At 59.8% G+C, this 22,288-nt stretch carries 24 protein-coding genes; 9 read left to right on the forward strand and 15 right to left on the reverse strand.

The window, feature by feature from the left end:
- The 3 genes from AC1DSG_RS08930 to AC1DSG_RS08940 form a co-directional block, all read right to left on the reverse strand.
- Positions 1-178, reverse strand: a 178-nt coding sequence (locus AC1DSG_RS08930) for a sigma factor (RefSeq protein WP_477790582.1), incomplete at its 3' end; no start/stop codon positions are given.
- Positions 179-315: 137 nt separating this feature from the next.
- Entirely contained in the window at positions 316-1,806 is a 1,491-nt protein-coding gene (locus tag AC1DSG_RS08935; protein WP_477790557.1) for an aldehyde dehydrogenase family protein, read from the reverse strand.
- Between the two features lie 48 nt (positions 1,807-1,854).
- A complete protein-coding gene (locus AC1DSG_RS08940; protein ID WP_477790558.1) occupies positions 1,855-2,244 on the reverse strand; it encodes a c-type cytochrome in 390 nt (129 codons plus the stop codon).
- Between the two features lie 242 nt (positions 2,245-2,486).
- On the opposite strand from AC1DSG_RS08940, the gene AC1DSG_RS08945 reads away from it, so the two are divergent.
- Positions 2,487-3,809, forward strand: coding sequence for an alginate export family protein (locus AC1DSG_RS08945; RefSeq protein ID WP_477790559.1), 1,323 nt, complete (start codon positions 2,487-2,489; stop codon positions 3,807-3,809).
- A 234-nt stretch (positions 3,810-4,043) separates the two neighbouring features.
- On the opposite strand, the gene srmL is transcribed toward AC1DSG_RS08945, so the two are convergent.
- Positions 4,044-5,195 carry a PheS-related mystery ligase SrmL gene (gene srmL / locus AC1DSG_RS08950; protein ID WP_477790560.1) on the reverse strand — a complete coding sequence of 384 codons (1,152 nt, stop codon included), beginning with the start codon at positions 5,193-5,195 and terminating at the stop codon, positions 4,044-4,046.
- Between the two features lie 287 nt (positions 5,196-5,482).
- A complete protein-coding gene (locus AC1DSG_RS08955) occupies positions 5,483-5,845 on the reverse strand; it encodes a DUF6124 family protein (protein WP_477790561.1) in 363 nt (120 codons plus the stop codon).
- A 628-nt stretch (positions 5,846-6,473) separates the two neighbouring features.
- Between AC1DSG_RS08955 and AC1DSG_RS08960 the strand changes: the two genes are divergently transcribed.
- From AC1DSG_RS08960 to AC1DSG_RS08970, 3 genes are read left to right on the forward strand one after another with little or no spacing between them, the layout of a single operon-like run.
- The gene (locus AC1DSG_RS08960; protein WP_477790562.1) at positions 6,474-7,802 is read left to right on the forward strand and encodes an S-type pyocin domain-containing protein; all 1,329 of its coding nucleotides are present in this window, start codon (positions 6,474-6,476) and stop codon (positions 7,800-7,802) included.
- Entirely contained in the window at positions 7,803-8,060 is a 258-nt protein-coding gene (locus AC1DSG_RS08965) for a bacteriocin immunity protein (protein ID WP_477790563.1), read from the forward strand. It begins immediately after the preceding gene.
- 49 nt (positions 8,061-8,109) lie between these two features.
- On the forward strand, positions 8,110-8,370 hold the full coding sequence (locus AC1DSG_RS08970; protein ID WP_477790564.1) for a bacteriocin immunity protein: 261 nt from the start codon (positions 8,110-8,112) through the stop codon (positions 8,368-8,370).
- A gap of 128 nt (positions 8,371-8,498) precedes the next feature.
- Here AC1DSG_RS08970 and hpaC read toward each other — a convergent pair whose 3' ends face one another.
- On the reverse strand, positions 8,499-9,011 hold the full coding sequence (hpaC, locus tag AC1DSG_RS08975; RefSeq protein ID WP_007945335.1) for a 4-hydroxyphenylacetate 3-monooxygenase, reductase component: 513 nt from the start codon (positions 9,009-9,011) through the stop codon (positions 8,499-8,501).
- 258 nt (positions 9,012-9,269) lie between these two features.
- On the opposite strand from hpaC, the gene AC1DSG_RS08980 reads away from it, so the two are divergent.
- Positions 9,270-9,899 carry a response regulator transcription factor gene (locus AC1DSG_RS08980; protein ID WP_007945336.1) on the forward strand — a complete coding sequence of 210 codons (630 nt, stop codon included), beginning with the start codon at positions 9,270-9,272 and terminating at the stop codon, positions 9,897-9,899.
- A 73-nt stretch (positions 9,900-9,972) separates the two neighbouring features.
- Here AC1DSG_RS08980 and feaR read toward each other — a convergent pair whose 3' ends face one another.
- From feaR to AC1DSG_RS09025, 9 genes are all read right to left on the reverse strand, one after another.
- Positions 9,973-10,890 carry a transcriptional regulator FeaR gene (feaR, locus tag AC1DSG_RS08985; protein ID WP_477790565.1) on the reverse strand — a complete coding sequence of 306 codons (918 nt, stop codon included), beginning with the start codon at positions 10,888-10,890 and terminating at the stop codon, positions 9,973-9,975.
- Positions 10,891-11,043: 153 nt separating this feature from the next.
- Positions 11,044-11,994 carry a PDR/VanB family oxidoreductase gene (locus AC1DSG_RS08990; RefSeq protein WP_477790566.1) on the reverse strand — a complete coding sequence of 317 codons (951 nt, stop codon included), beginning with the start codon at positions 11,992-11,994 and terminating at the stop codon, positions 11,044-11,046.
- 286 nt (positions 11,995-12,280) lie between these two features.
- On the reverse strand, positions 12,281-13,021 hold the full coding sequence (locus tag AC1DSG_RS08995; protein ID WP_310335076.1) for an SDR family NAD(P)-dependent oxidoreductase: 741 nt from the start codon (positions 13,019-13,021) through the stop codon (positions 12,281-12,283).
- Between the two features lie 11 nt (positions 13,022-13,032).
- Complete coding sequence (locus AC1DSG_RS09000) at positions 13,033-13,533, reverse strand: aromatic-ring-hydroxylating dioxygenase subunit beta (protein WP_477790567.1); 501 nt, start codon at positions 13,531-13,533, stop codon at positions 13,033-13,035.
- Complete coding sequence (locus AC1DSG_RS09005; RefSeq protein WP_477790568.1) at positions 13,530-14,813, reverse strand: aromatic ring-hydroxylating oxygenase subunit alpha; 1,284 nt, start codon at positions 14,811-14,813, stop codon at positions 13,530-13,532. Before AC1DSG_RS09005 ends, AC1DSG_RS09000 begins: the two co-directional genes overlap by 4 nt.
- A gap of 21 nt (positions 14,814-14,834) precedes the next feature.
- A complete protein-coding gene (locus AC1DSG_RS09010; RefSeq protein WP_477790569.1) occupies positions 14,835-15,983 on the reverse strand; it encodes an amidase in 1,149 nt (382 codons plus the stop codon).
- Positions 15,980-16,450, reverse strand: a complete 471-nt coding sequence (locus tag AC1DSG_RS09015; protein ID WP_477790570.1) for a nuclear transport factor 2 family protein — start codon at positions 16,448-16,450, stop codon at positions 15,980-15,982. Before AC1DSG_RS09015 ends, AC1DSG_RS09010 begins: the two co-directional genes overlap by 4 nt.
- Positions 16,451-16,453: 3 nt before the next feature.
- Positions 16,454-16,825, reverse strand: coding sequence for a hypothetical protein (locus AC1DSG_RS09020; protein ID WP_007945348.1), 372 nt, complete (start codon positions 16,823-16,825; stop codon positions 16,454-16,456).
- A gap of 26 nt (positions 16,826-16,851) precedes the next feature.
- A complete protein-coding gene (locus tag AC1DSG_RS09025; protein WP_477790571.1) occupies positions 16,852-18,015 on the reverse strand; it encodes an acyl-CoA dehydrogenase family protein in 1,164 nt (387 codons plus the stop codon).
- Between the two features lie 241 nt (positions 18,016-18,256).
- Here AC1DSG_RS09025 and AC1DSG_RS09030 point away from each other — a divergent pair, with 241 nt between their 5' ends.
- The 4 genes from AC1DSG_RS09030 to mauD all read left to right on the forward strand — a co-directional run bounded on the left by AC1DSG_RS09030 (position 18,257) and on the right by mauD (position 22,286).
- A complete protein-coding gene (locus AC1DSG_RS09030) occupies positions 18,257-19,738 on the forward strand; it encodes a PAS domain S-box protein (RefSeq protein WP_477790572.1) in 1,482 nt (493 codons plus the stop codon).
- Between the two features lie 222 nt (positions 19,739-19,960).
- Complete coding sequence (locus tag AC1DSG_RS09035; protein WP_477790573.1) at positions 19,961-21,109, forward strand: amine dehydrogenase large subunit; 1,149 nt, start codon at positions 19,961-19,963, stop codon at positions 21,107-21,109.
- Positions 21,110-21,122: 13 nt separating this feature from the next.
- Positions 21,123-21,662: a MauE/DoxX family redox-associated membrane protein gene (locus AC1DSG_RS09040; protein WP_477790574.1), complete on the forward strand. Its 540-nt coding sequence runs from the start codon at positions 21,123-21,125 to the stop codon at positions 21,660-21,662.
- 3 nt (positions 21,663-21,665) lie between these two features.
- Positions 21,666-22,286, forward strand: coding sequence for a methylamine dehydrogenase accessory protein MauD (gene mauD, locus AC1DSG_RS09045; RefSeq protein ID WP_477790575.1), 621 nt, complete (start codon positions 21,666-21,668; stop codon positions 22,284-22,286).
- Positions 22,287-22,288: the final 2 nt, after the last annotated feature.

The following is a 22,288-nucleotide window of genomic DNA, read 5'->3' on the forward strand; positions in this document are numbered from 1 at the left end:
GGTGCAGATACGCCCGAGGTTGTTCCACCGCCGCCGAATTCGACTCAAGCACCCGCACGAAGGTGTCGTGGGCCAGGTCCTCGGCCTGCTGACGATTTCTCAGGCGACGGGTCCAGGTGCCAACCAACTCTTCGTAATAGTCGAAAAAGCCATGTCTGCGGGGCAGCTTGGGGGTCATTGCAGTGTGCTGTGGAGATGGGGCGCGAATAGTAATGCTTCCTATTAACCGGAAGCAATGGATTCCACGTCGCTCGTGTCGCCGTTAGTCAATCAAGCCAACGGCCCCCGTTGCAGGGGCCGTTGCGCATCACTCAATCAGTGCGCAATACACACCGACTTCAGCTCGGTAAACGCCTCGATTACCGCACGACCAAACTCACGGCCCATGCCCGATTGCTTGACGCCACCAAACGGCATCGCCGGATCCAGCAGCACGTGGGCGTTGACCCACACCGTACCGGCCTCGATGCGCGGCACCAGGTTCATGGCTTTGCCGAGGTCGTTGGTCCACAGGCTGGCGGCCAGGCCGTAGCGGTTGTCGTTGGCCAGGGCGATCACGGCGTCTTCGTCGTCGAACGGCATCACGCCCAGCACCGGGCCGAACACTTCTTCACGGKCCACGGCCATGCTGTGGTCGATGTCGGCCAGAATGGTCGGCTGCACGTAAAAGCCATCGCCTTCCACCAACTCACCGCCCGACACCACACGCGCGCCTTCTCGGCGAGCCAGTTCGATGTGCTTGAGCACGCTTTGTTGTTGCTTGCGCGACACCAGCGGGTTGATCGCGGCATTGCAGTTCATGCCGGCACCGATCGGCATGGCGGATACCGCAGCGGCGAGGGCTTCGACGAATTGGTCGTGGATCGTGCGATGCACATAGAAGCGCGAAGCCGCCGCACAGACCTGGCCGTTGTTCAGCAGGCCGCCGAGGATCGCGCCTTGAACGGCTTTTTCGATGTTGGCATCGGCGAGCACGATCATCGGGTTTTTACCGCCCAGCTCCAGCGAGAAGCGCGTCATGTTTTCCATGCACGCCACGCCGACACTTTTGCCCACCGCAGTGGAACCGGTGAACGACACTTTGCTCACCAACGGGTGCGCTGTCAGCACGCCACCGACCGAGGCGCCGCCACCGGTGACAACGTTGAACACGCCCGCCGGGATGCCGGCTTCCAGCGCCAGTTCAGCCAGACGCATGGCGGTCAGCGGGGTTTCCATCGCTGGTTTGATGATCACGGTGCAGCCAGTGGCCAGCGCCGGCATCAGTTTCCAGGCAGCAATCAGCAGCGGGAAGTTCCACGGCACAATCCCGACCACCACGCCCACCGGCTCACGCTTGGTGAACGCGGTGAACTTGGCGCCCGGCGGCAGCGGGATCGACACGTCGAAGGTCTGGCCTTCGATCTTGGTCGCCCAGCCGGACATGTAGCGCATGAACTCCACGGTGGCGTTCAAGTCGAGGGCGCGGGCCATGTTGATCGACTTGCCCTGGCTCAAGGTTTCCAACTGCGCCAGTTCTTCGGCGTGAGCTTCAACCAGGGCAGTGAAGTTCAGCAGAATGCGTTCGCGGTCAGCCGGACGCAAACCCGACCACACACCGGATTTGAACGCGGTGTGGGACGACTGCACGGCGCGCTCGACCACGTCCAGCGGCGCGTCCAGGGTTTCGCAAAGGGTTTGCCCGGTGGCCGGGTTGACCACGGAAATGGTCGGACCATCCGCCAACACCCATTGGCCGTCAATGAAGCAGCCGTGACGGCGGCCAAGGAAAGCAGCAACCTGCGGCAGAATTTCAACGTTGCTCATAATTCACCTGTCATTCAAACGTGGGGTTCAACCTGGAAGTCCGGCTGATTAGCGTTGTTCTTTGAGATAGCAAACGACCGCTTGGCGGTCATCGGCGGAGGCCAGCCCCATGTAGGGCATGTAGGTCCCGGGCACATAGGCCTGGGGTTGGGTGATCAGTTGGCTGATGGTTTCGGCTTGCCAGGTCACGTCTTTGCTGCGCATCGCCTGGGAGTAGCTGAAGCCTTCGAGCGAGCCGGACTTGCGTCCAACCACACCCGCCAGGCTCGGCCCCATCATGCCGGCCGTGCCTTTGCTCACCGAATGACACACCCCGCATTCATTGGCGAACACCTGGGCGCCGTGGCCCTGGTCCGGCGTGCAATCGGCGGCGACCACGGTTTGCGCCAGCGCCAGGGTCAGCAAACCAAAGAGGGAGAATTTCTGTGAAGTGAACATAGGAATGCGACCTTGAAAATCCGTGAGGGGAAGCAACAGCAGGGTTGATACGGATTGTCAGTGCTCAGTGACGCGCAGGTTTTGCCCTGCGTGCCAGTCGTGTTGGCCGGGCTGCCAAACCGGGCATTTTGGCAAGCACAGGCAACTCTTTGGCAACCACACAAAAGGGCGAAAAAGTTCCGCGCCGTAGTATCGAAGCAGACCTCAACCCTGTGGTCATGAACAAGAATGGATGCCACACCATGCTCAAGTCCCCCTTGCTTCGTCTCTCGACGCTCGCGCTGCTGATCAGTGCCGCCCAGGCCAACGCCTACGAACTCTATGCCAATGACGACAGCCACCTGAACGCTACGCTGGAAGCGGTCTTCGGCATGTTCCACAGCCAGGAAAACTACGCGTTGTCCGGCCGTCTCGACGAAGGTTCCTCGTCGTGGCGCGAGGGTTACATCAAATACGGCCTGAGCTTCGACAAAGGCCTGGGCAACGCCGGCACCGCTTATGGCGCTGGCAATATGCTCAGTTCCGGAACATGGGGTGACGGCGATGCCGCCGGTTTCACCGACGGCACGGAACGCACCACCAAGTTCGAAGACGCTTACCTGGGCTGGCGTTCGGGCAAGCTGTTTGAAGCGATGGGTGAGGACGGTGTCGACCTGTCCTTCGGTCGCCAGAACATCGTGGTCGGCGACGGCTTCCTGATCGATGGCGACGCGCTGAACCTGGGCAAAGGCCTGGCCGACGGCGAGTTCAATCGCGGCGGCGCCTACTACCTGGCCGCCCGTAAAGCCTTCGACGAAACCGCTGTGTTGCGCCTTGGTGGCAAAGAGGGCTGGCGCAGCGACTTGATGTGGCTGAAGTCGAATAACCGCGCCCAGGCCAAAACCGAAATGTACGTCGGCACCCTCGAACACGTCGCCGAGGCAGGCACGATCGGTTTGACCTACATCGACACCAACGATGTCGACAAACAGTACGCCTCGCCGTTGCAGCTGGAGCGCGATGGCATGAAGACCTACGCCTTGCGTGCGACTGGCAACGCCGGGGTGAAAGACCTGTTCCTGTCCGGTGAATACGCCGAAGAGGATAAGCCGAACGCCAGCAACGAAGACGCCTGGTACCTGGAAGCCGGCTGGACCTTCTCCGAGTCGATCTGGACACCTTATGTCGGCTACCGCTACAGCCGTTTCTCGGAAAATTACGACACGTTGTTCTACGGCTTCAGTCGCGGTTACGGCACCTGGTTCCAGGGTGAAGTGGCCGGTAACTATGCCGGTCCGTTCAACACCAACTCCCGTATCCAGAACGCCACGTTTAAAGTCACGCCACTGGAAAACCTCAGTGTCGGCGTGTTGTTATTCAACTTCGACACCATCGACCGCAACCTGGGCAACACCGATGGCCAAGAAGTTGACTTGTACGCCGAATGGCACGTCAACGATCACCTGACCATCATGCCGCTGCTCGGTCTGTACAGCCCGGACAAGAGCGCAGCCCAGGGTGGCACCCAGTTGGGCAACACCGACAACAACCTCTACAGCCAAGTGGTGTTTGCCACCACGTTCTAGGTTTTGTCCGACGCAAATCTTGTAGCCGCCGACGATCCCCCTGTAGGAGTGAGTCTGCTCGCGATGACGGAGTGTCAGTCGACAATTGTGTGTCTGACACTCCGYYATCGCGAGCAGGCTCACTCCCACAGATTTGACCGAGTTGTCCAGACAGACGCGGTTTAATGTGGGAGCGTGGCTTGCCCGCGATGAACGATGACGCGGTGCTTGAGTGGTTACTCGGGCCGTTCAACTTCAAGCCCTTGGCAGATCCATCCTGTAACCCGCCCCCGGCGCCCCTTCATGCATCGCCGCCTGAATGTCCGCATACAACGCGTTCGCCTCAGCGGTAGTAATTGATCGCGAGCAATCCCGCAGCACCACACGCAAAAGCACATTTTCCTGACCAGGCATCAGCCCGAGTCGTTCAATAGCCTGCGCGGGCAACTCCGAGAATGCCCAACGCCCCTTGACCTGCATCTCCTCGATCCAGTCGGAAGAGCCACCCGCCGCCAGCAACATCCTCTCGGTCAACACCTCTTCGCTCAGCCCCGGTGTTACCGCCAACGAAATGTCACGAGCAATCGACGGCAAACGAGATACCGCACTCCATGGACTCAGATCATGCATCTGCGCCTGCACTCGCACGTTCTGATCGCGTAACAAGCGAATATCCGGGATGCCTTTGCGCAACATGGTCAGCCGATCCAGTCCCATTCCAAGTGCCAGCCCTCCATGACGCTGCGGGTCTATCTTCAAGCGCTCCAGCAAAGACCTCGCAATACGACCGCACTCCAGTACTTCGACCGGAGCACCGTCATTCAACACATTCACTTCAATTCCGCCCTCGGTGTAATGATGCGGACTGTCGCTATAGACCCACTGTTTCTCAGGAACGGCGGACATGAGGATATCGCCGACCAGACGCAACAGATGTTCATGCGTAGCCAGTTCCGGATCACCCAGCACCCAGATATCCATCTGATGCGGTTCGGCACAATGCCAACGATCCCGACTATCACGACGAAAAGTAATACCCGGCGCCGCCAGCAAGATCGTCTGCCCCGGATGCCGTACCTGAGCGGCTCGCTGAAGCGCTGCCGGAATTTGACTGGTGGTTTGCGTACGTAACAGCGAGCACTCATCGACCCAGCGTGTGTGTTCACTCCCGAGCGTGACCTCTGCCGGGTCGTAGCCGAGCAAACCATAATTTTCTTCAGCAGACACAATCCTCGGCCCTGTCTGCAGTTGAGCTTGAGGCCAGCCTTTTTCCGCGAGTCCTTGGAGGATTTCATTCAGCAGTAGCCGGACGGCGTGGTCGGGATTGTTTGTTTCGGTTAAATCAACCAGTAGCAGGGCTTGTTTAAGCGCACTTTCCGTAACGTCCTTCCTTGAAGATGTGTCCATACACTTTCTCTCGACAATGGATTCTTGCCGACAAGGTACACAGCCGTTGGGGGGTTAAGCCGTAGAGCGGAAAAATTCAGACGAGACTGACAGCAAGGTCTTACATATGGGCGTGCAGTATTGGAATGCGTTGATATGTCGCTATTGATTCACTTTTGACCGAGGTGATGCCATCGCGGGCAAGCCCGGCTCCCACAGGTTTTGAGGTGATCACAAAATGACTGAACACWGCAAAACCTGTGGGAGCGTGGCTTGCCCGCGATGAACGATAACGCGGTGCTCCGGTATTACTTCGGCACCTCAACGTTATCCAGCATCCGGTTTGCCGCCAGTTCCGCGAGCATGATGATCTGCTGGATTGCCATGGCCGTATGCCGATGCGGCCCTTCCAGGTACCCCGCAAAATCGCTGGTCATGACACTGGCCTGGGCCAGTGACTCACAGGTGTGGGCCAAGAGGTCTTCGTCCCGGATATCCGGTGCGAGCATGAACATGGTGCTGGGTTTGCGGGTAGCCGGGGATTTGATGACGCCGGGGTTGAGGTAGTGATCGAGGGCGCGCTCGGCGGCTTCGTGGAGTTTTTTTGAATCGAGGGATTCGTAGGGGGATGCCGGATCTGTGTCTGGCGGGTTTGGAGTAACTTTGCACATATTCATTCGTTCCTGATTGGGCAGCCACACCTCGCTACTAATACGAGGGGTGGCGGCTGTACGCAGGTTAGTAGACCGGGGAACGAAGGCAAAGCCGGCGCGCCCGAGGGCGCCCTGCGCACAGCCACCATCAAATACAGGCATTGGAATACCTGTCTGACAGACGCTTGTGCAGCCTTCAAATCCTCGGGCTACTAAACCCGATCACTGGGAATCAGTGACAGGAATCAAGTTACCGAGGGCGTCCAAAGCGCACAAGCCGGCAGATTCTGGCGTAGTCGTAGGTAATGGCGCAAGGCGTTGTAGCTTTCAGGAAGTATCCTTAAACACCGTTAAACATGTGCTCGAAATTGAGACCGCCATCGCGGGCAAGCCATGCTCCTACAAGGTTTGAGGTCATCACAAAATCAGTGAACGCCACGCACACTGTGGGAGCGTGGCTTGCCCGCGATGAACGATAACGCGGTCCTGCTGACTCACCACCAGCACAACCTGCAACACCATGAAATAGGAAATTTCAACGCTGCTTTTAGGAAACGTCCTAACGCTTCCACCTGAGCGTTCCGGTTAGGGTCGAGACCAACCCGGCTACACGCCGGGATTGCCCAAGGACGAACAAGAAGCGCTGATGAAAAAGCTCGGTTTCCCGCAAACCCCGGATTTCCTGCCCGCCCCAAGGCGGCAACCTACCAAGGAAGAGATACAAGCCTTCCAAGAGGCTGGCGCAGCGGTATCCGCCAAGAACGAAGAGCGTGCCATGGATGCCAACGCTCGCTGGGAGATGCATCAAAAAAAACAACTAGACGTACTCAACTCACAGTCCGATTCGCAGCTCAACGGTTGCGTGTTCGCCAAAAGCTGCAACCTCCCGGACGGCATCATCAACCACAACAACCCCGCTGGTTATGTTCCAGTCGAACGACTGGCCGACTACGGAATGTGGGCTGTATTGGGCACCAGCGCGGCGATTACCGCCGAAGGCATTCCGCTCAAATGGGTGGCCGGCTCGGCAACGGGCAATGCGCTTGCCCAGCGCCTCGGTGGTTCACTGGCCCTGTCCCTGACAGGTTCGGTTGCGGCGAGGGCCGCAGTCGGGACTGTGGCCCTGCTGATGCCGAACAGCAGCCTTTGGCCCGACAGCGCTTTCTATAAACACGAGCAATACGCAGCGCTGGACGCGGGGCGAACCCGAGTGCGCGTCAACGTGAAGACATTGCCGGACGGCGCAATCAATGCTTACGGCTTCTACACCGGCGGGAAAAAGGACTGGGAGTTCGTCCCGGTCATCAAGGCCAGACAGCAAGGCGAGAAGTTCGTCGCCGACATCGGCAACGGCCTTGGCCTGACCTGGACGCCCGCGGCGAATCCGGATGACGCGCCAGGCATTCCAGCACTGGAAGGCGCCCCACCCCTGCCGACGATTTGGGTGTACCCGCCCACCGAGCAGGCCGACAAGATACTGGTGAACCCGCAGCACCCGCCCGAGTATCAGGATGCGATCATCTGGTTTCCGGCCGATGCGGGGCTTGAGCCGATTTACATCGTGCTCAATGCTCGGTATGAGCCGGGTGTCGTCACGGGCAAAGGCAAAGATGTATCTGGGGATTGGTTGGCTGGAGCTGGAGCCAGTGCCAGGCAAGGCGCCCCCATTCCAACGCAGATTGCGGATCAGTTGAGAGGACAAACGTTTAGAGATTTTGATGCCTTCAGAAGCGCGTTCTGGCTTGAGGTTTCAAACAACCAGGCATTGCGAAATCAGCTTTGCCGGGATAATCAAAGGAAGATTTCTCAGGGCAAAGCCCCCCTAGCAATAGGGGTGGAGCATGCAGGAGACCGAATGAGATTTGAGATTCACCATATTGAACATATCAAAAACGGTGGCGAGGTTTACAACGTAGATAACCTTTCGGTCATGACGCCAAAACTACATGTTCAAACTCATCAGGAGAGCAAGTAAATGGAATTAAGGAGCAAGCTGTCCGACTACACAGAAGCTGAGTTCATCACCTTAATCAATGAAATCAAATTCGGCTCCAACGATGAGACGGAAGAAGACAAGCTTATCTTTCACTTCATAAAAGTTACCGGTCATCCTGCTGGATCGGATTTAATCTTTTACCCAGAGAATAAGGATGAAAATACAGCGGAAGAAATCATTCATCTCTTGAAAGAGTGGCATGCGTCTCAAGGTTTGCCAGGGTTCAAAAAAGAGTGACCCTGCAGACCATCTCTGTGGCTACCACATCAACACACAGGAGCCTGAAATGATCGCACTCAAAAGCAGCCTGTCAGAGTACACAGAAGGCGAGCTTCTCGAGCTGATCAAGGAGATTTGTGAAGCCGTTGGCGAAGAGGAATATCAGGATGAACTTCTGGAGCACTTCATTGATGCGACTGGCAACGCTGCCGCATCTGATTGGATCTACTACCCGGAAAATAACGAGGATGACTCTCCGGAAGGCATATTGAACACGGTCAAGAAATGGCGAGCAGCTCAAGGTTTTCCGGGGTTCAGAGAAGAATAGCCTTGCAGTGCTTCGAACTGACATCGCCATCGCGAGCAGGCTCGCTCCCACAGTTGACCGAGTTGTCCRGACGGACGCGGTTAACTGTAGGAGCAAGGCTTGCCCGCGATGAACAATAACGCGGTGCTTCAGCAATGCGCACCCGCATGCTCAAGCCGATGAAACAACCGGTTGAAATACACCAGACTGTCCCGCTCTGCACGCACGCCCACATTGGACAACTCAACGAACATCACCGAATGCGACCCGACTTCCTTGCATTCGGTGATCCGCCCTTCCAGCTGCACCAGCGCATCGCGCAGCAACGGCACGCCAGTGTCGCCTTCGTCCCACAGATCCCAGGCAAAACGTTCGGCCATCGACACTTTGGTCATGCCGGCAAAGTGGCGGGCCAGGTCTTCCTGTTCGCCACACAGCACGTTGACGCACAGATGGCCGTTGGTGCGGAACACATCGTGGGTCGCGCTGTTGCGGTTCACACAGACCAGCACGGTGGGCGGTGAGTCGGTGACCGAGCACACGGCGCTGGCGGTGATGCCGCATTGTCCGCCGGGGCCGTTGGTGGTGATGATGTTCACCGCAGCAGGCAGCTGCGCCATGGCGTTGCGAAAGTCGATTTGCTGCTGGCTCAGGTCGGCCATGTCGGTGCCCCTTCCTTCAGGAGGACCGTCGTTGCGCGGCCCTTGGTGATGGAACAAGACTAAGGCCCGGCGGGCTGCACAACCATTCTGACGATCCCCATGATGAGGTGGGCTTTCCGCTAGTCGACTAGGTGGTTTCTTTATCGTCAGGGCCCTTCGCAGTGGGTATCCTGCATTGAGGCGCCACCAAAGGCGCAAGTCCGCCGCAACATGCACGCGTGCGATAACAATAAATAGAATTTCTCGTGGCAGTCCCTGATGGAAACCCGCAAACCGATTGTTTATATCGTTGATGACGACAAAGACCTGCGCACCTCGCTCGCCTGGTTGCTGGAGTCGGTCAGTGTGCAGGCGCAATGCTTTGCCGGCGCTGAAGAGTTCCTGAGCCAGTACGATCCCAAGCAACCGGCGTGCCTGGTGCTGGATGTGCGCATGCCGGAAACCAGCGGCTTTCAGTTGCAGGAAATCCTCAACCAGCGCGGCAGCACCCTGCCGACGATTTTCGTCTCGGCCCATGGCGACATTCCGATGTCGGTCACGGCGATGAAGAACGGTGCGCTGGATTTCGTCGAGAAGCCCTACAACCCGCAGCAGATGATCGACCGCATTCAGGCCGCGCTGAAGACCGCCGTGCATGCCCAGGCCGATCAGCAGCAACGCCAGAACCTGCAAGGCAAGCTCGCGCTGCTGACCAGCCGGGAACGGGAAGTGTTGATGCTGGTGATCGATGGCAAGGCCAGCAAGGTCATCGCCCGCGAGCTGAACATCAGCGTGAAAACCGTTGATGTGCACCGGACCAAGATCAAGGAAAAGATGGGCGTGAGCAGCATTGCCATGCTGGTGCGCGAGGTGTTGCATTTGCCGGTGGATGAGCCGGCGCGGCATTGAGTTAGATCTTCGGCGGTCTTCCGGCCGCCTTCGCGAGCAAGTCGAATCGTCGCACCGCCGCTCCCACACGCGGTCAGTGGCTATAGCGCTTACGGTATTCCCCCGGCGACACGCCAAAGCGTGATTTGAACGCCGAGGAAAAGTAGCTGGAATCCGAGAACCCCCAGGCGTAGCACAGCGCCGAGAGCTTCTGCTCGACGTCAGAGCGGCGCAGGTTTTCGGCGCAGAAATCCAGGCGACGATGTTTGATGTACTGCGCCACCACCAGGCCGCGTTTGGAAAACATCCGGTACAGACCACGCACTGACATGCCCACTTCCCGGGCAATCAGCTCGGGGCACAGTGTTTCGTCGCTGATGTGCTCGTCGATGTAGGCGATGGTTTTGCGAAATTGCCGTTCGTGGGCGTCCACGCCGGCGTCGCGTGCGCTGATCCCCGGCAGTAACAGACTGACCAAGGCGTCGAGCACGGCTTCGCTTTCCTGCATGTCCAGCCCTTCCTGGTGCTGGGTCTCCAGCACCATGCGGTTAGCCATGGTGGCCAACGGTGTGCTGGCCGAGATGCGCGTGGCGCAATTGACGGCGTTGAAATGCGAACCGCGCTCCACCACCTGACGCGGCAGGATCAACGACAGCTGCCGGGAATCCTCGTTATAGGTCATGTCGCTGGGACGGCTGGCGTCGATCAGGGCGATGTCGCCACAGCCCAACAGGGCACGGTTGTCGCCCTGTTCGAGTTGCGAACTGCCGCGCAATTGGAACACCGCGTAATAATGGCCGGCGCTGCTGGTGCTGACGTCTTTGCTGGTGCGATACAAATGCACGTGGGCCATGTCGACCACACTGAGGTTGATCGCGCCGCTGCGAAACTCCGCCAGCCCACCGTAGAAATTCGCGTCCAGTGCACGGGCGTCGAAACGCCCACAGGCCTGATTGACCTGACTTAACCAACTTTCGAATGCATCGTTGCGCACCGCCGAAGTAGTACTCATGACCGCAGGGCCTCACGTCAGTTTTATTGTTATTTTTCGACCGCTTCGCCGAGCGGTTCGATGAATTCCGGGTACGTGACCATCGCCTCCTTTGACGGTCGTGGGGCGCCGATTTAATCGACTCCCACGCAATGTTTCCAGGGGTTTTTCCTGTTACAGATCCAATACCAGACGAGCGGAAAGCGCTCGCGAAACACAGGCGCAAATTTGCTTGTTACCCGCCTTCTCTTTGCTCGACAAACAGTTGTCGCGGTGTTCCGGAACCCCGTCCAGTACCTCGACAATGCAGGTGCCGCAAATGCCTTCACGGCATTCAGTGTCGATGTCGCAGCCATGGGCCTGTAGCACGTCGACCAGGCTGGTATCGGCCGGAACCTGAAGCACCACGCCGGAGCTGGACAGCTCCACTTCAAAACCACCACTCGGCCCAGCATTGGCGGCGGGATCGGCCTGGAAATGCTCCAGGTGAATCGCGTCTTCGCTGCGGCTGCGGGCGGCCACTTCCACCACTTTGTTCATGAACGGCGCGGGGCCGCAGGTGTAGACGTGGGCAGCGCTGCCGGCCTGATCCAGGCTTTGGGACAATGCCGCGTCCATGTCAGCCGGTTCGACGCCGTAATGGAACTGCACATGATCAGCAAAGGTGTTGGCCAACAGCTCGGAAAAGGCCGCGTACTCAGGCGAACGTGCGAAGTAATGCAGGCGATACGGCTGGCCACTCTCCGCCAGTCGATAAGCCATGCTCAGCAGCGGAGTGACGCCGATACCGGCGGCAAACAACACATGCTCGCTGGCGCTCGGGTCGAGGCGGAACAGGTTGCGCGGGGCACCCATTTCCAGCTCCATGCCCTCTTCCACTTGCTCATGCAATGCCTGCGAACCACCGCGCGACTGCGCTTCTTTCTTCACTGCGACCAGATAGGCGCGGCGATCCTGCGGCGGACTGCACAGCGAATACTGGCGGGTCACCCCGGTCGGCCCGGTCAGGTCGACATGCGCCCCCGGTTCATAACTGTCGAGTGGCTGACCGTCACTGCGCACGAGGCGAAAGGAACGGATATCCAGCGCTTCTTCGACGATCCTTTCGATCCTCACCTTCATCATTGCATCACCTGAAATTCGGTTGATTTTTGTTAAATAAACAGCTCGTAGCAGCTGTCGAGCATCGCGAGGCTGCGTTCGCTAGTAGCAGCTGTCGAGCCCGCGAGGCTGCGTTCGCTAGTAGCAGCTGTCGAGCCCGCGAGGCTGCGTTCGGCTGCGKAGCAGTCGTGAAATCAGACACTGCGGTCTTCCAGGAGGACCGCGTATTCAGGATTGACGACTGCTMCGCAGCCGAACGCAGCCTCGCGGTGCTCGTCAGCTGCTACATAAGCTGCGTTGAACGCTTTTTTCAGCGCATGAACAACCCGCCATTGATGTCCCAGCACGCGCCCGTCACCGAGGCGGCGTGTTCGGCGATCAACAGCAATACGCTGTCGGCGATGTACTCCGGGGCGCCGAGGGTGCCGGCCGGGATCATCTTAAGAATTTGCTCCAGACGCTCCGGGGCCACGGTTTCACGCACGATCGGCAAGTCCAGCGGACCCGGCGAGATGCTGTTGACCGTCACACCTTGCGGCGCCAGTTCACGGGCGAAGACCTTGGTCAGCGTCGCCACGCCACCCTTGGCCGCCGCGTAATGCGCGCCGGTGGCAGTGCCGCCATTCTGGCCGGCGAGCGAGGCGATGTTGACGATGCGACCAAAGCCGCGCTCGGCAAAGTGCGCGCCGAACACCTGGCAGGCGACAAAGGTGCCGCGCAGGTTGATCGCCATCGACTCGTCGAATTCTTCCGGCGTGATGTCCATCAGCGCCGCTACTTTCGATTGGCCGGCGTTGTTCACCAGAATGTCGGTGCCGCCCCAACGCTCAGCGAGCAGGTCGCGGGCACGGACAAAATCGGCCTTGTTACGCACATCCAGCTCGATGGCGACGGCAGTCGCGCCGCTGCCATCAAGTTCCGCCGCCAGCTGCTGTACGCCGTCGAGGCGCACATCGGCCAGGGCCACGCGATAACCCGCCGCGTGCAAACGACGGGCGATGCATTCGCCAAGACCGCGCGAAGCGCCGGTCACCAGGGCTACTCGGTTCATGGTGGAGGCCCTCACAGCAGGAAGCCGAGCGCGCTCAGGCTGTCGGTGGAGTTGATCAGGCGCACGACCTTGCGTTCCAGTTTCGCCACACCGTCGACAATGCGAATGCGGTGGTTGAGGTCGGCCACGAACGGCGTGTGCACCCCGCGTTTGTAGGCGTACAACAGCTGCGCCGAGTTGACTTCAACGATGTCACCGGCGGCTTCCACCAGGCGGAAACGCGAGATCGTGCGGATGGTTTTCGCCGCGTCCACCGCCGACGGCGAATAGCCGGCGGTCAGGCGTTCGATGCGCAAGTCACGCATACGCGCATCGTCGTAGGCGTAGTTGAGCGTGGCTTCAAAGTCTTCGGTGTCCGGGTCGATCGGCACGATGTACTTGCCACTCTCGCTCCACAAGGTCGCCCATTCGGCGTAGTTCTTGTGGTCGAGCAGTTCGGCTTCGCGCCAGATGAATTCGATGGCCTGGGCCAACGGACCGGTAAAACCGTTCAGGGAGTCTTGATTGCTCATTGGCTCATCATCCTCTTCCACATGTCATAGGCACCGCGCATGCCGCCCTCGTCGGTGGCATGGGACACCTTGTCGCCGTTTTCGGCGGTGATTTCGCGATTGAGGCCGCGATTGACCAGGATTGGCGCATCGACGCCAGCGTACGAGCCGCGCTGCACACGGTCCCAGGCCTCGGCATCGTCAGGGCTGCCGAAACCGAACGGGCCCTGGAAGTGTTCGTGAATGCGCATGCGTTCGCGGTTTGCGATTTCCGGGCCGCCGTCCATGCCGAGGGCGACGTGGCGGATCTCGGTTTCGGTGACCGAGACCGGACGCAGTACGCGGAAGAACGACATCGACATCGCGATGTTCGGGAACAGGTTCAGGTTGAAACCGGCACCGTGCAGCGAACGTACGATGCGACGCACTTGATCTGCCGGCATGGTTTTCGACAGTTCTTCGGTGACGTGGGCGAAGCGCTCTTGCAACTGTTCAGTGCCGTCGTCATGATCGAGATCGACGTGCTCCGGCACCATCACCATCACGCTGTGGCCATTGCCCAGCGAGTGGGTGACCGCCTGTTCGTCGGTCATGAACGAGAGCATTTCCGAAGTTTCTTCATCCACCGACGACATGAACGACTTGTGCACGATCGGGAAGTGATAACCGTCGGTGGTGTTTTCCAGCTGGATCTTCCAGTTGCCCTTGAAGCTGAACTTGTGTTCGCCCTGGGTCTTGATCGGGTAGCCGGCACCCTGCTTCATGAACAGGTCCATCCAGTGCTTGGCACCACCGAGGAAATCTTCCAGCGGTTCGATCTCGTCGTTGTAGCTGGCGAAGACCATGCCGGCGTAGCTTTCCACGCGCAGGCTGGTCAGCGGCAACTCAGACTTTTCCAGAATGCCTTCGTAACCGTCCGGGTATGGCAGCGCACGCAGTTTGCCGTCCAGGCCATACGACCAGCTGTGGTACGGGCAGGTGAAACCGGTGGCGTTGCCTTTGTGTTTTTCGCACACGGTGGCGCCACGGTGGCGGCAGCGGTTTTCCAGGACGTTGATGTTGTTCTTCTTGTCGCGAACAACGATCACCGGGCGACGGCCGATAGTGGCGGTCTTGAAGTCGCCGCAATTGCGCACTTCGCTTTCGTGAGCCACCCACACCCAGGTGCGGTAGAAAATCTTGTCCAGCTCGGCTTCAAACAGCGCCGGATCGTTGTACAGCGAGACGTCGACGCGGTCGTGACTGACCAGCTCGTCGGGGCTTTTCGATGATGCGATCAGCCGGTATTCATGAGTGCTCATGCGGTTCTCCTCATGGCTTTTTTATGACTTGTTTTTAGGGGTGGACCGTTCACCGGCCATGCTCTGTTGCAGCTGCGCACCAAAGGCGCAGACCAATTCGTCCTGTCCTTTACGGCCGACAATCTGCAGGCCGACCTTCAGCCCGCCGCAATCCAGTTCCACCGGCACCGTCAGCGCCGGATGGCCGCTGAGGTTGAAAGGCCGTACCAGCGGGGTCATGCCGGCCACGGCTTTGCTCCCGTTGCGCGCTTCGATCAGCGTCGGCGGCAGGCTCGGCATCGTCGGTAACAGCAGCACCGCGAACTGCTCCAGCGCCGCGTCCACTTGCTGACTGAAGCGCTCGCGGACTTTCTCCGCTTGCGCCAGGTCGGCGGCGCTGGTGCGGCTGGCGGCCAGCAGGCGTTGCTCGACATCCGCACCGATCAAGCCTTTGCCGGTGAGGTGGCCGAACGCCGCCCAATTTTCAAAATTGATTACGGTCAAACCGGCAGCGAAAGCGGCTTCGAATTCGCTCAGGTGCAGATTGCCGCGACGCCAGCCGGCGCGGTCGGCGGCGGCGCCGAGGCTCGCTTGCAAGTGCGGATCGCAGTCGACTTCGAGGAAGCCGACAGAGGCATTGCTCGATGGCAAACCTTGAACCTGAAAACCAGGGCAGATCACTTGCATTGCGGCGATCAGATCGGCCATGTCGGCGGCGAATGGCCCGACGCAATCGAGGCTGGACTCCGCCGGATGCGCGCCGACCCGGCTGACTCGGCCGAAAGTCGGTTTCAACCCGGCAATGCCGCAGCACGCCGCCGGCACACGCACCGAGCCGCCGGTGTCAGTGCCGATGGCGATGTCCGCCAAACCGGCCGCGACCGCTGCAGCCGAACCGCTGGACGAACCGCCCGGTACGCGATCCGGTGCTTGCGGGTTGATCGGTGTGCCGGTCCAGTCGTTGATCCCGGTGACGCCAAACGCCAGCTCGTGCATGTTGGTCTTGCCAACGATCTGCCAGCCTGCGTCGAGGATCGCGTCGACGACGTCGGCGTTGCGAGTAGCCGGCGCCGCATCGGCAAACGCGCGGCTGCCGGAACGGGTTGCATGCCCGGCAATGTCGATGGAGTCTTTGATCGCGACCCGTTTGCCGCTGCCACCGATCAAGAATTCGCTGATAAATGTGCTCATGCGCCCAACCCCGTGTTGAACAAGCGTTGCGTACGGAAATGCGCGATCAGCCAGACGCCGTCGACACAGCGGAAATCGATGTTCAGGCGGGTGCCGAACAATTCGCTGTGGCCATCGGCGCAGGTGGAAATCTGCTGCATGATCCACTGCCCTTGGGCCTTGCTGCCGTCGACCACAATCGACTCGCTGGTGAGGTAATGCAGGTTCAGGCGAAAGTGCTCCGAGGGCGGCAAATAGCCGCCGACGAACGCCGCCACCGCATCACGTCCGTAATGCTGGCCGAAGGTCTGCGCAGTCTGAGTGCCGATGCCTTCCCAGATCGCATCGACGCAAAACAGCTCAGCCAGTTCACGGACGTAGGTCGGCGCCCTCGGCACATCGCACAGGTCCATGTAGCGCGCCATCAAGCGGCGCACCTGGCTCTCCCCTTCCAGCGCTTCAAGCCGCTGCAGCAAGGCCTCGTTCATGGCTTAAACCTTGGCTGCATCAGGAATGGTCAGCGGACGGCCGATGCGCGCTTCGACCTTGGCGTAGCGCCACAGGCTGTATTCGTTGACCGGCGTGGTGCGGAACAGGTTGCAGGCGTCGATCACCGATTGGTGGCAGTCAACGTCGGCCATGATGTAGACGGTCCACGGCGAAGTGGTGGACGGGCCGACCATCAGGCGGTCATCGTCCATCGCGCCGAGCACGGTGATGCCGGGCATGGCGCCGAGCGAGCCCATCATCTGGCTGAAGCCTTTCCACACGCTCAGGCCTTCGCCGGTTGGCAGGTCGAAAAAGTTCTGGGTGATGCCGATGCAGAAGACGACGCGCAATGGCTCTTGGGTGGTCTGGGTCATGGGGTTTGATCCTTGAAAGAGTGGGTTCAGATGTAGCCAGGGAATGGCGGTACGCCGAGGAGCACCGAACCGGCGCCGTCGTACAGGCCTTCGCTGAGGAATGCGTGCTGGGTAACCACCAGCGAATCGCGCAGGTAGCGTTGCAGCGGGTGGCGCAGGTAGATCGCGGTGGTACCGGCGAGGCTGTAAGCGCTCTGCACCACGGCCGCACCGGCCTGGGACACGTGAATCGCAGACAGACGCAACAGGCTGGTTTGTTCCGGTGTGACCGGATTGCCAGCGAGAATCGAGTTCCACACTTGCTCGGTCGCGTTGTAGAAGAAGCCACGGGCGGCGGCCAGTTGCGCTTCTGCCTTGGCGATTTCGATGCGCACATAAGCGCGGTCGGCCATTTTCGGTGCGCCGGTGATGCCGCTGCCGGCAGCCATGCGGCTCACTTCATCAAGCGCAGCGCGGGCCAGACCGAGGTTGACCACGGCCAGCACTTGCGCGGCATAGGCAATCGACGGGTAGCGGAACAGCGGCTCGTCGATGGTCGCCGCGCCACCACGGATGAAAGTCCAGCGTTCATCGACGTGTTTGTCGGTGACGCGCAGGTCGTGGCTGCCAGTGCCTTTGAGGCCGACCACGTCCCAGTTTTCAATGATTTCGACCTGATCCGCACGGAACACAGCAGTGCGTGGTTTGCCACCGGCCGCGCCGATGCCGACACCGAGCAGGTCCGCACCTTTGCAACCGCTGGCGAATTTCCAGGTGCCGTTGACCTGCCAGCCGCCGTCGACCGCTTCAGCAGGCTGCAACGGGAACAGGCCGCCGGCAAACACCAGATCCGGGCTGTCGGCGTAGATTTCAGCCAGGGTTTCGTGCGGCAATGCAGCGAGATAGACGCCGGCGCTGCCGAAGCTCGCGACCCAGCCGGCGGAACCGTCGGCTTCGGAAATACGTTCGATCATTTGCAGGAAAAGCGCTGGCGCCAGCGCATCACCGCCGAAGCATTTTGGCGTGGCGGCACGGAAGATGCCCACCTGCTTGAAGCGTTCGATCATGTCCCGTGGCACGTGGGAGCCGGCGTCGAATTCATCGCGACGTTGGCGCACTTCATCCAGCACCCGCTGAAATTCCTGGCTATGGACGCTGATGTCGTCGATGCCTGGCAGAGGGTCTTTCTGCGCGGTAGCTGAACGCAGCATGGGCTTGTTCTCCGTTGAATTGTTATTAGTCGGAGCCTGCCTCGGGGCGTGGCGACCGTTGATGGGTTCAGTGTAAAAACCGCATCCGCTCGCCACTATTGGGGCGTGTAGCCCCCCAGCTAAAGAAAACCCCTAGTCCGCCCCCGGTTACCTCTGAGCGCATCACCGGGCGCAAGCCGGTATAAAACGCCATACTTCGACTTCATCTGTAGTCGACCCCTCTGCCGCCAAGGGCTGCGCGATGTATCTACCAAAACCGAACGACTTCTACGCCCTGATCGAAGCCATGCCGTTGTGCATCATTCTTCACGATGCCCACAGCAAGGAGATCCTGTGGGCCAACGCCGCCGCCCTGACGGCGCTGGGCTTTACCCTGGAAGAACTGACGCCGCTCAAAGCCCCGGACATGACCAGCAATGCGCCGCAATACCGGCGTTCGGTCGGCCTGCGTTGGCTGGAAGGCGCGGCGCGCACCGGCCAGCGCGCCATCGAGTGGTGTTATCGCTCCAAGCAAGGCGTGGAGATCCTCTCGGAAGCGGTGGCGACGCTGGTGCACCTGGACGGTCGCGATGTGTTGATGGTGCAGTTCCGCGACATCTCCAAGGAAGACAAGGTCAAGCGTGACCTCAAGCGTTTCGAAAGCCGCCTCAAGGCCTTTATGCAGGACCTGGCCGAAGGCGTTACGGTGCTCGGACCGCAAGGCGATATCCGCTTTATCAGTGAATCCGCCGCGCAACTGCTCAACAGCGAAGATCAGCCGCTGATTGGCGAAAACTTCCTCGACTGGTGCGACGAAACTTCCCGCCAGCGCCTGCTGCAACAGATGTCCTGCGAGCAACCGGAAAACGCGCCGTTCAGCGTTCACTATCATCTGCAAAGGCGTGACGGTGAATGGCGCTGGCACCACGCGACGTGCCGCTACATCGAAATTGAAGACGATCTGGTTGGCTACTTGCTGCTGTTCCGCGATGTCACCGAACAGGTGCGCGCCGAGAAAGCCCGACGGGTCAGCGAGCAAAAACTTGAATACCTGGCGCGCTACAACGCCATGGGTGAAATGGCCGTGGCGATTGCCCATGAGCTGAGTCAGCCGCTGGCGGCCACGCGTAATTTCATCGAAGGCGCGGTGATTCGCCTGGGCAAGGATCAAAGCAACGATCAAGGCGTGGCTTGGGGTTTGCAGAACGCGGTGCGGCAAATCGAGCATGCCTCGCTGATCATCAAAAGCGTGCGCGAATACGTGGTCAAGCTGGAGCAATCCGAAGAGCTGATCGACCTCAATGAGCTGCTGCGCGAAACCCAATATTTCATCAGCCTGCGTGCCGATCCGAGCCGGATCAAAGTCGACATCATCACCAGCCCTGAACCGCTGCTGATCAGCTGCGAAAAAGTGCTGATCGGTCAGGTCATTCTCAATCTGGCTTTTAATGCTATCGAAGAGATGAGTGATTTGCCGCCCGAGCGGCGCGTGCTGCGTATACACGCGAGCCGTGGTGATCAGATTGCGCTGGTGCGGGTTGAAGATTGCGGTCGCGGGATTCAGGCGCTGGAGCAAGACAAGCTGTTCGACGGTTTTTTCTCCTCCAAGGTCAGCGGCAACGGCATCGGCCTGGCGCTGTGCAAAAACATCATCGGCCGCCATCGCGGGGATATCTGGGCGCAGAATCTGGAACCGTGTGGTGCTGTTTTTACCTTCTCTCTTCCTCTCGCCAATTCCCTCTGACTACCACCTGACCGGTAGCAGCTGCTACAGGGGTGCGTTCGCCGACGTTATTTGAATTGCGTTTCGCGGTGTGTGCAGCCGGCCTCCCACGACTGGCACAGACACACAAACACTTGGCAGCCACAGCAATTCTCGGCGTTTCCCGGCGAGGCAGAATCGAATTGTAAAAATCTGCCCAAGCACCCGCGATCTGCGTGAATAACAATTCAGGGAGTTCCCCTAATGCGAACCAACAGGATCAACGTACAGTCAGTGCTAGGTCTGAGCCTGCTTGTACTCGGCTTGACCAGCGCCCGTGCGGACCTGCCGGCTGACACCATCGGCCAGACCGTTTTGGCCTTTCCACCGCAAGCCCATCGGGCGTATATCGTCGACGTCGAATTCGACAGTTTTGTGGTGGGCCGTGTGACCGTGGTCGACCCCGACAACAAACGCATCCTCGGCATGATGCCGACCGGTTTTGCCGCACCGTCAACGCTCAGCCGCGATAAAAAGACCCTCTACAGCGCGGACATTTTCTACTCGCGCGGCACTCGCGGCACGGTGACCGATGTGCTGACCGCGTGGGACACGTCGACTCTGGCACCGGCCTGGGAAGTCGTGATTCCACCCAAGCGTGCCGAGTCGCTGACCCAACGCTACGGTTTGAATACCAGTGGCGATGACCGCTTCGTCTACGTTTACAACTTCACGCCGTCGACCTCGGTGACCGTGGTCGACACGCAAGCCAAGTCCGTCGCCGCCGAACTGGCGATTCCGGGTTGCGTGCTCAACTACCCGATCGGCAACCGCCGCTTCGCCTCGCTGTGTGGCGATGGCAGCTTGCAGGTGATCACCCTGAACGACCAGGGCCAGGAAACTGCGCGCAGCCGCACGCCGTTCTTCGACCCGAACGCCGAGAAGCTCGTAGAGCGCGCGGTGAACGTCGGCGATACCTACTACTTCACCAACACGACCGGCACCGTTCGTGCGGTAGATTTCTCTGGCGATGCGCCGAAGATCCTGCCGTCGTGGTCGTTGACCACCGACGAAGAAAAGAAAGCCGGTTGGGCACCGGGTGGCTGGCAGCTGATGGCCGTTGCGCCGAAGCTCGACCGTTTGTACGTGCTGATGCACGACGGGCATGAACCACTGAAGTGGGAAGACCCGAGCCCGCTGATCTGGGCGTTTGACCTCAAGACCCACAAGAAAGTGGCGACACTGGAAGCGCCAGCGCCGGTGTGGAGCCTGCAGGCGACGAGCGACGACAAACCGCTGTTGCTGGGTGCCGATGTCGAGGGCGGCTTGCAGATTTTCGATCTCAAGACCAACAAGCACACGAGCAGCATGCCGAAAGTCGCCAAAACCGCGACTCAGGTCATGAGCCACTAAGCGAGGTTCGGCCATGCACTTAGATCCGATCTTCATCATTGCCAGCGCCCTGACCATTGCGGTGTTGCTGGCCAGTGCCGCGACGCACAAGGTCCGCGCGCCGGCACGGTTTGCCAAGCAATTGGCGGACTACCAACTGTTGCCTGACGTATTGGTGCGCCCGGTCGCGCGTGTGATTCCAGTGGTAGAGCTGGTGATCGCGTTCGCGCTGCTGGTGCCGGTCAGCCGGTATTGGGCAGCGTTGACGGCGGCCAGCCTGATCGCGCTCTACGCCGCGGCCATTGGCATCAACCTGTGGCGCGGTCGCCGCGACATCGACTGCGGTTGCGCCGGCCCGGACCAGGCGCAACCGTTGCGCCCGGTCCTGCTGCTGCGCAACAGCGTGTTGGTGGGCGTGGCGCTGTTGGCCAGCGTGCTGCCGATGGCCCGCAACCTGGGTTTTTTTGATGGCTTCGTCACCGTTGCCGCCAGCGCTGTGGCGCTGCTTCTGTACGCCGCAGCCGATGGCTTGCTGGCCAACTCCCCTCTTCTGCTCAAACTGATTGGTAGGTGATCAATGGAAGGCTTAATCGTTTCCAACGTTTTGCTCTGGATTCTGCTCGCGGCCGTGGCGTTTGCCGTCATGGGGCTGGTGCGTCAGATTGGTGTTTTGCATGGTCGCCTGGCTCCGGCCGGGGCGCTGATGATGGACAAAGGCGTCGCGGTCAACGAAGCCGCGCCGCAAGTCACCGCATCCGACCGTAACGGTCGCCCGGTGAACTTCGGTTATGCCGGCGAAAAGAATCAGCTGCTGTTTTTCCTCTCGCCGACCTGCCCGATCTGCAAATCACTGTTGCCGGCGATCAAATCCATCGCCAAGGAACAGGCGGATCGACTGGACGTGGTGTTCATCAGCGACGGCGACATGGATGCCCAACAAAAGCTGATCCGCGAACACAAACTGGAAGACGCCACCTACGTGGTCGGGCCGGAAGTCGGCATGACCTACCAGATCGGCAAGCTGCCTTACGCCGCGCTGATCGACAAAACCGGCACCTTGCGCGCCAAGGGCCTGGTCAATTCCCGCGAGCACCTGGACAGCTTGTTCGAAGTCGAACACCTGAAAAAGGCCACGCTGCAGGAATACCTCAACAGCCAGCCGCACGAACATGACCACAGCCACGGCCATAGCCACTGATT

The sequence above is a fragment of the Pseudomonas sp. P5_A12 genome (assembly GCF_056400685.1).

Coding starts and splice junctions, on each gene's coding strand:
- AC1DSG_RS08940 (WP_477790558.1), bottom strand. CDS start 2,244: ATGTTCACTTCACAGAAATTCTCCCTCTTTGGTTTGCTGACCCTGGCG.
- AC1DSG_RS08945 (WP_477790559.1), top strand. CDS start 2,487: ATGCTCAAGTCCCCCTTGCTTCGTCTCTCGACGCTCGCGCTGCTGATC.
- srmL (WP_477790560.1), bottom strand. CDS start 5,195: ATGGACACATCTTCAAGGAAGGACGTTACGGAAAGTGCGCTTAAACAA.
- AC1DSG_RS08955 (WP_477790561.1), bottom strand. CDS start 5,845: ATGTGCAAAGTTACTCCAAACCCGCCAGACACAGATCCGGCATCCCCC.
- AC1DSG_RS08960 (WP_477790562.1), top strand. CDS start 6,474: ATGAAAAAGCTCGGTTTCCCGCAAACCCCGGATTTCCTGCCCGCCCCA.
- AC1DSG_RS08965 (WP_477790563.1), top strand. CDS start 7,803: ATGGAATTAAGGAGCAAGCTGTCCGACTACACAGAAGCTGAGTTCATC.
- AC1DSG_RS08970 (WP_477790564.1), top strand. CDS start 8,110: ATGATCGCACTCAAAAGCAGCCTGTCAGAGTACACAGAAGGCGAGCTT.
- hpaC (WP_007945335.1), bottom strand. CDS start 9,011: ATGGCCGACCTGAGCCAGCAGCAAATCGACTTTCGCAACGCCATGGCG.
- AC1DSG_RS08980 (WP_007945336.1), top strand. CDS start 9,270: ATGGAAACCCGCAAACCGATTGTTTATATCGTTGATGACGACAAAGAC.
- feaR (WP_477790565.1), bottom strand. CDS start 10,890: ATGAGTACTACTTCGGCGGTGCGCAACGATGCATTCGAAAGTTGGTTA.
- AC1DSG_RS08990 (WP_477790566.1), bottom strand. CDS start 11,994: ATGATGAAGGTGAGGATCGAAAGGATCGTCGAAGAAGCGCTGGATATC.
- AC1DSG_RS08995 (WP_310335076.1), bottom strand. CDS start 13,021: ATGAACCGAGTAGCCCTGGTGACCGGCGCTTCGCGCGGTCTTGGCGAA.
- AC1DSG_RS09000 (WP_477790567.1), bottom strand. CDS start 13,533: ATGAGCAATCAAGACTCCCTGAACGGTTTTACCGGTCCGTTGGCCCAG.
- AC1DSG_RS09005 (WP_477790568.1), bottom strand. CDS start 14,813: ATGAGCACTCATGAATACCGGCTGATCGCATCATCGAAAAGCCCCGAC.
- AC1DSG_RS09010 (WP_477790569.1), bottom strand. CDS start 15,983: ATGAGCACATTTATCAGCGAATTCTTGATCGGTGGCAGCGGCAAACGG.
- AC1DSG_RS09015 (WP_477790570.1), bottom strand. CDS start 16,450: ATGAACGAGGCCTTGCTGCAGCGGCTTGAAGCGCTGGAAGGGGAGAGC.
- AC1DSG_RS09020 (WP_007945348.1), bottom strand. CDS start 16,825: ATGACCCAGACCACCCAAGAGCCATTGCGCGTCGTCTTCTGCATCGGC.
- AC1DSG_RS09025 (WP_477790571.1), bottom strand. CDS start 18,015: ATGCTGCGTTCAGCTACCGCGCAGAAAGACCCTCTGCCAGGCATCGAC.
- AC1DSG_RS09030 (WP_477790572.1), top strand. CDS start 18,257: ATGTATCTACCAAAACCGAACGACTTCTACGCCCTGATCGAAGCCATG.
- AC1DSG_RS09035 (WP_477790573.1), top strand. CDS start 19,961: ATGCGAACCAACAGGATCAACGTACAGTCAGTGCTAGGTCTGAGCCTG.
- AC1DSG_RS09040 (WP_477790574.1), top strand. CDS start 21,123: ATGCACTTAGATCCGATCTTCATCATTGCCAGCGCCCTGACCATTGCG.
- mauD (WP_477790575.1), top strand. CDS start 21,666: ATGGAAGGCTTAATCGTTTCCAACGTTTTGCTCTGGATTCTGCTCGCG.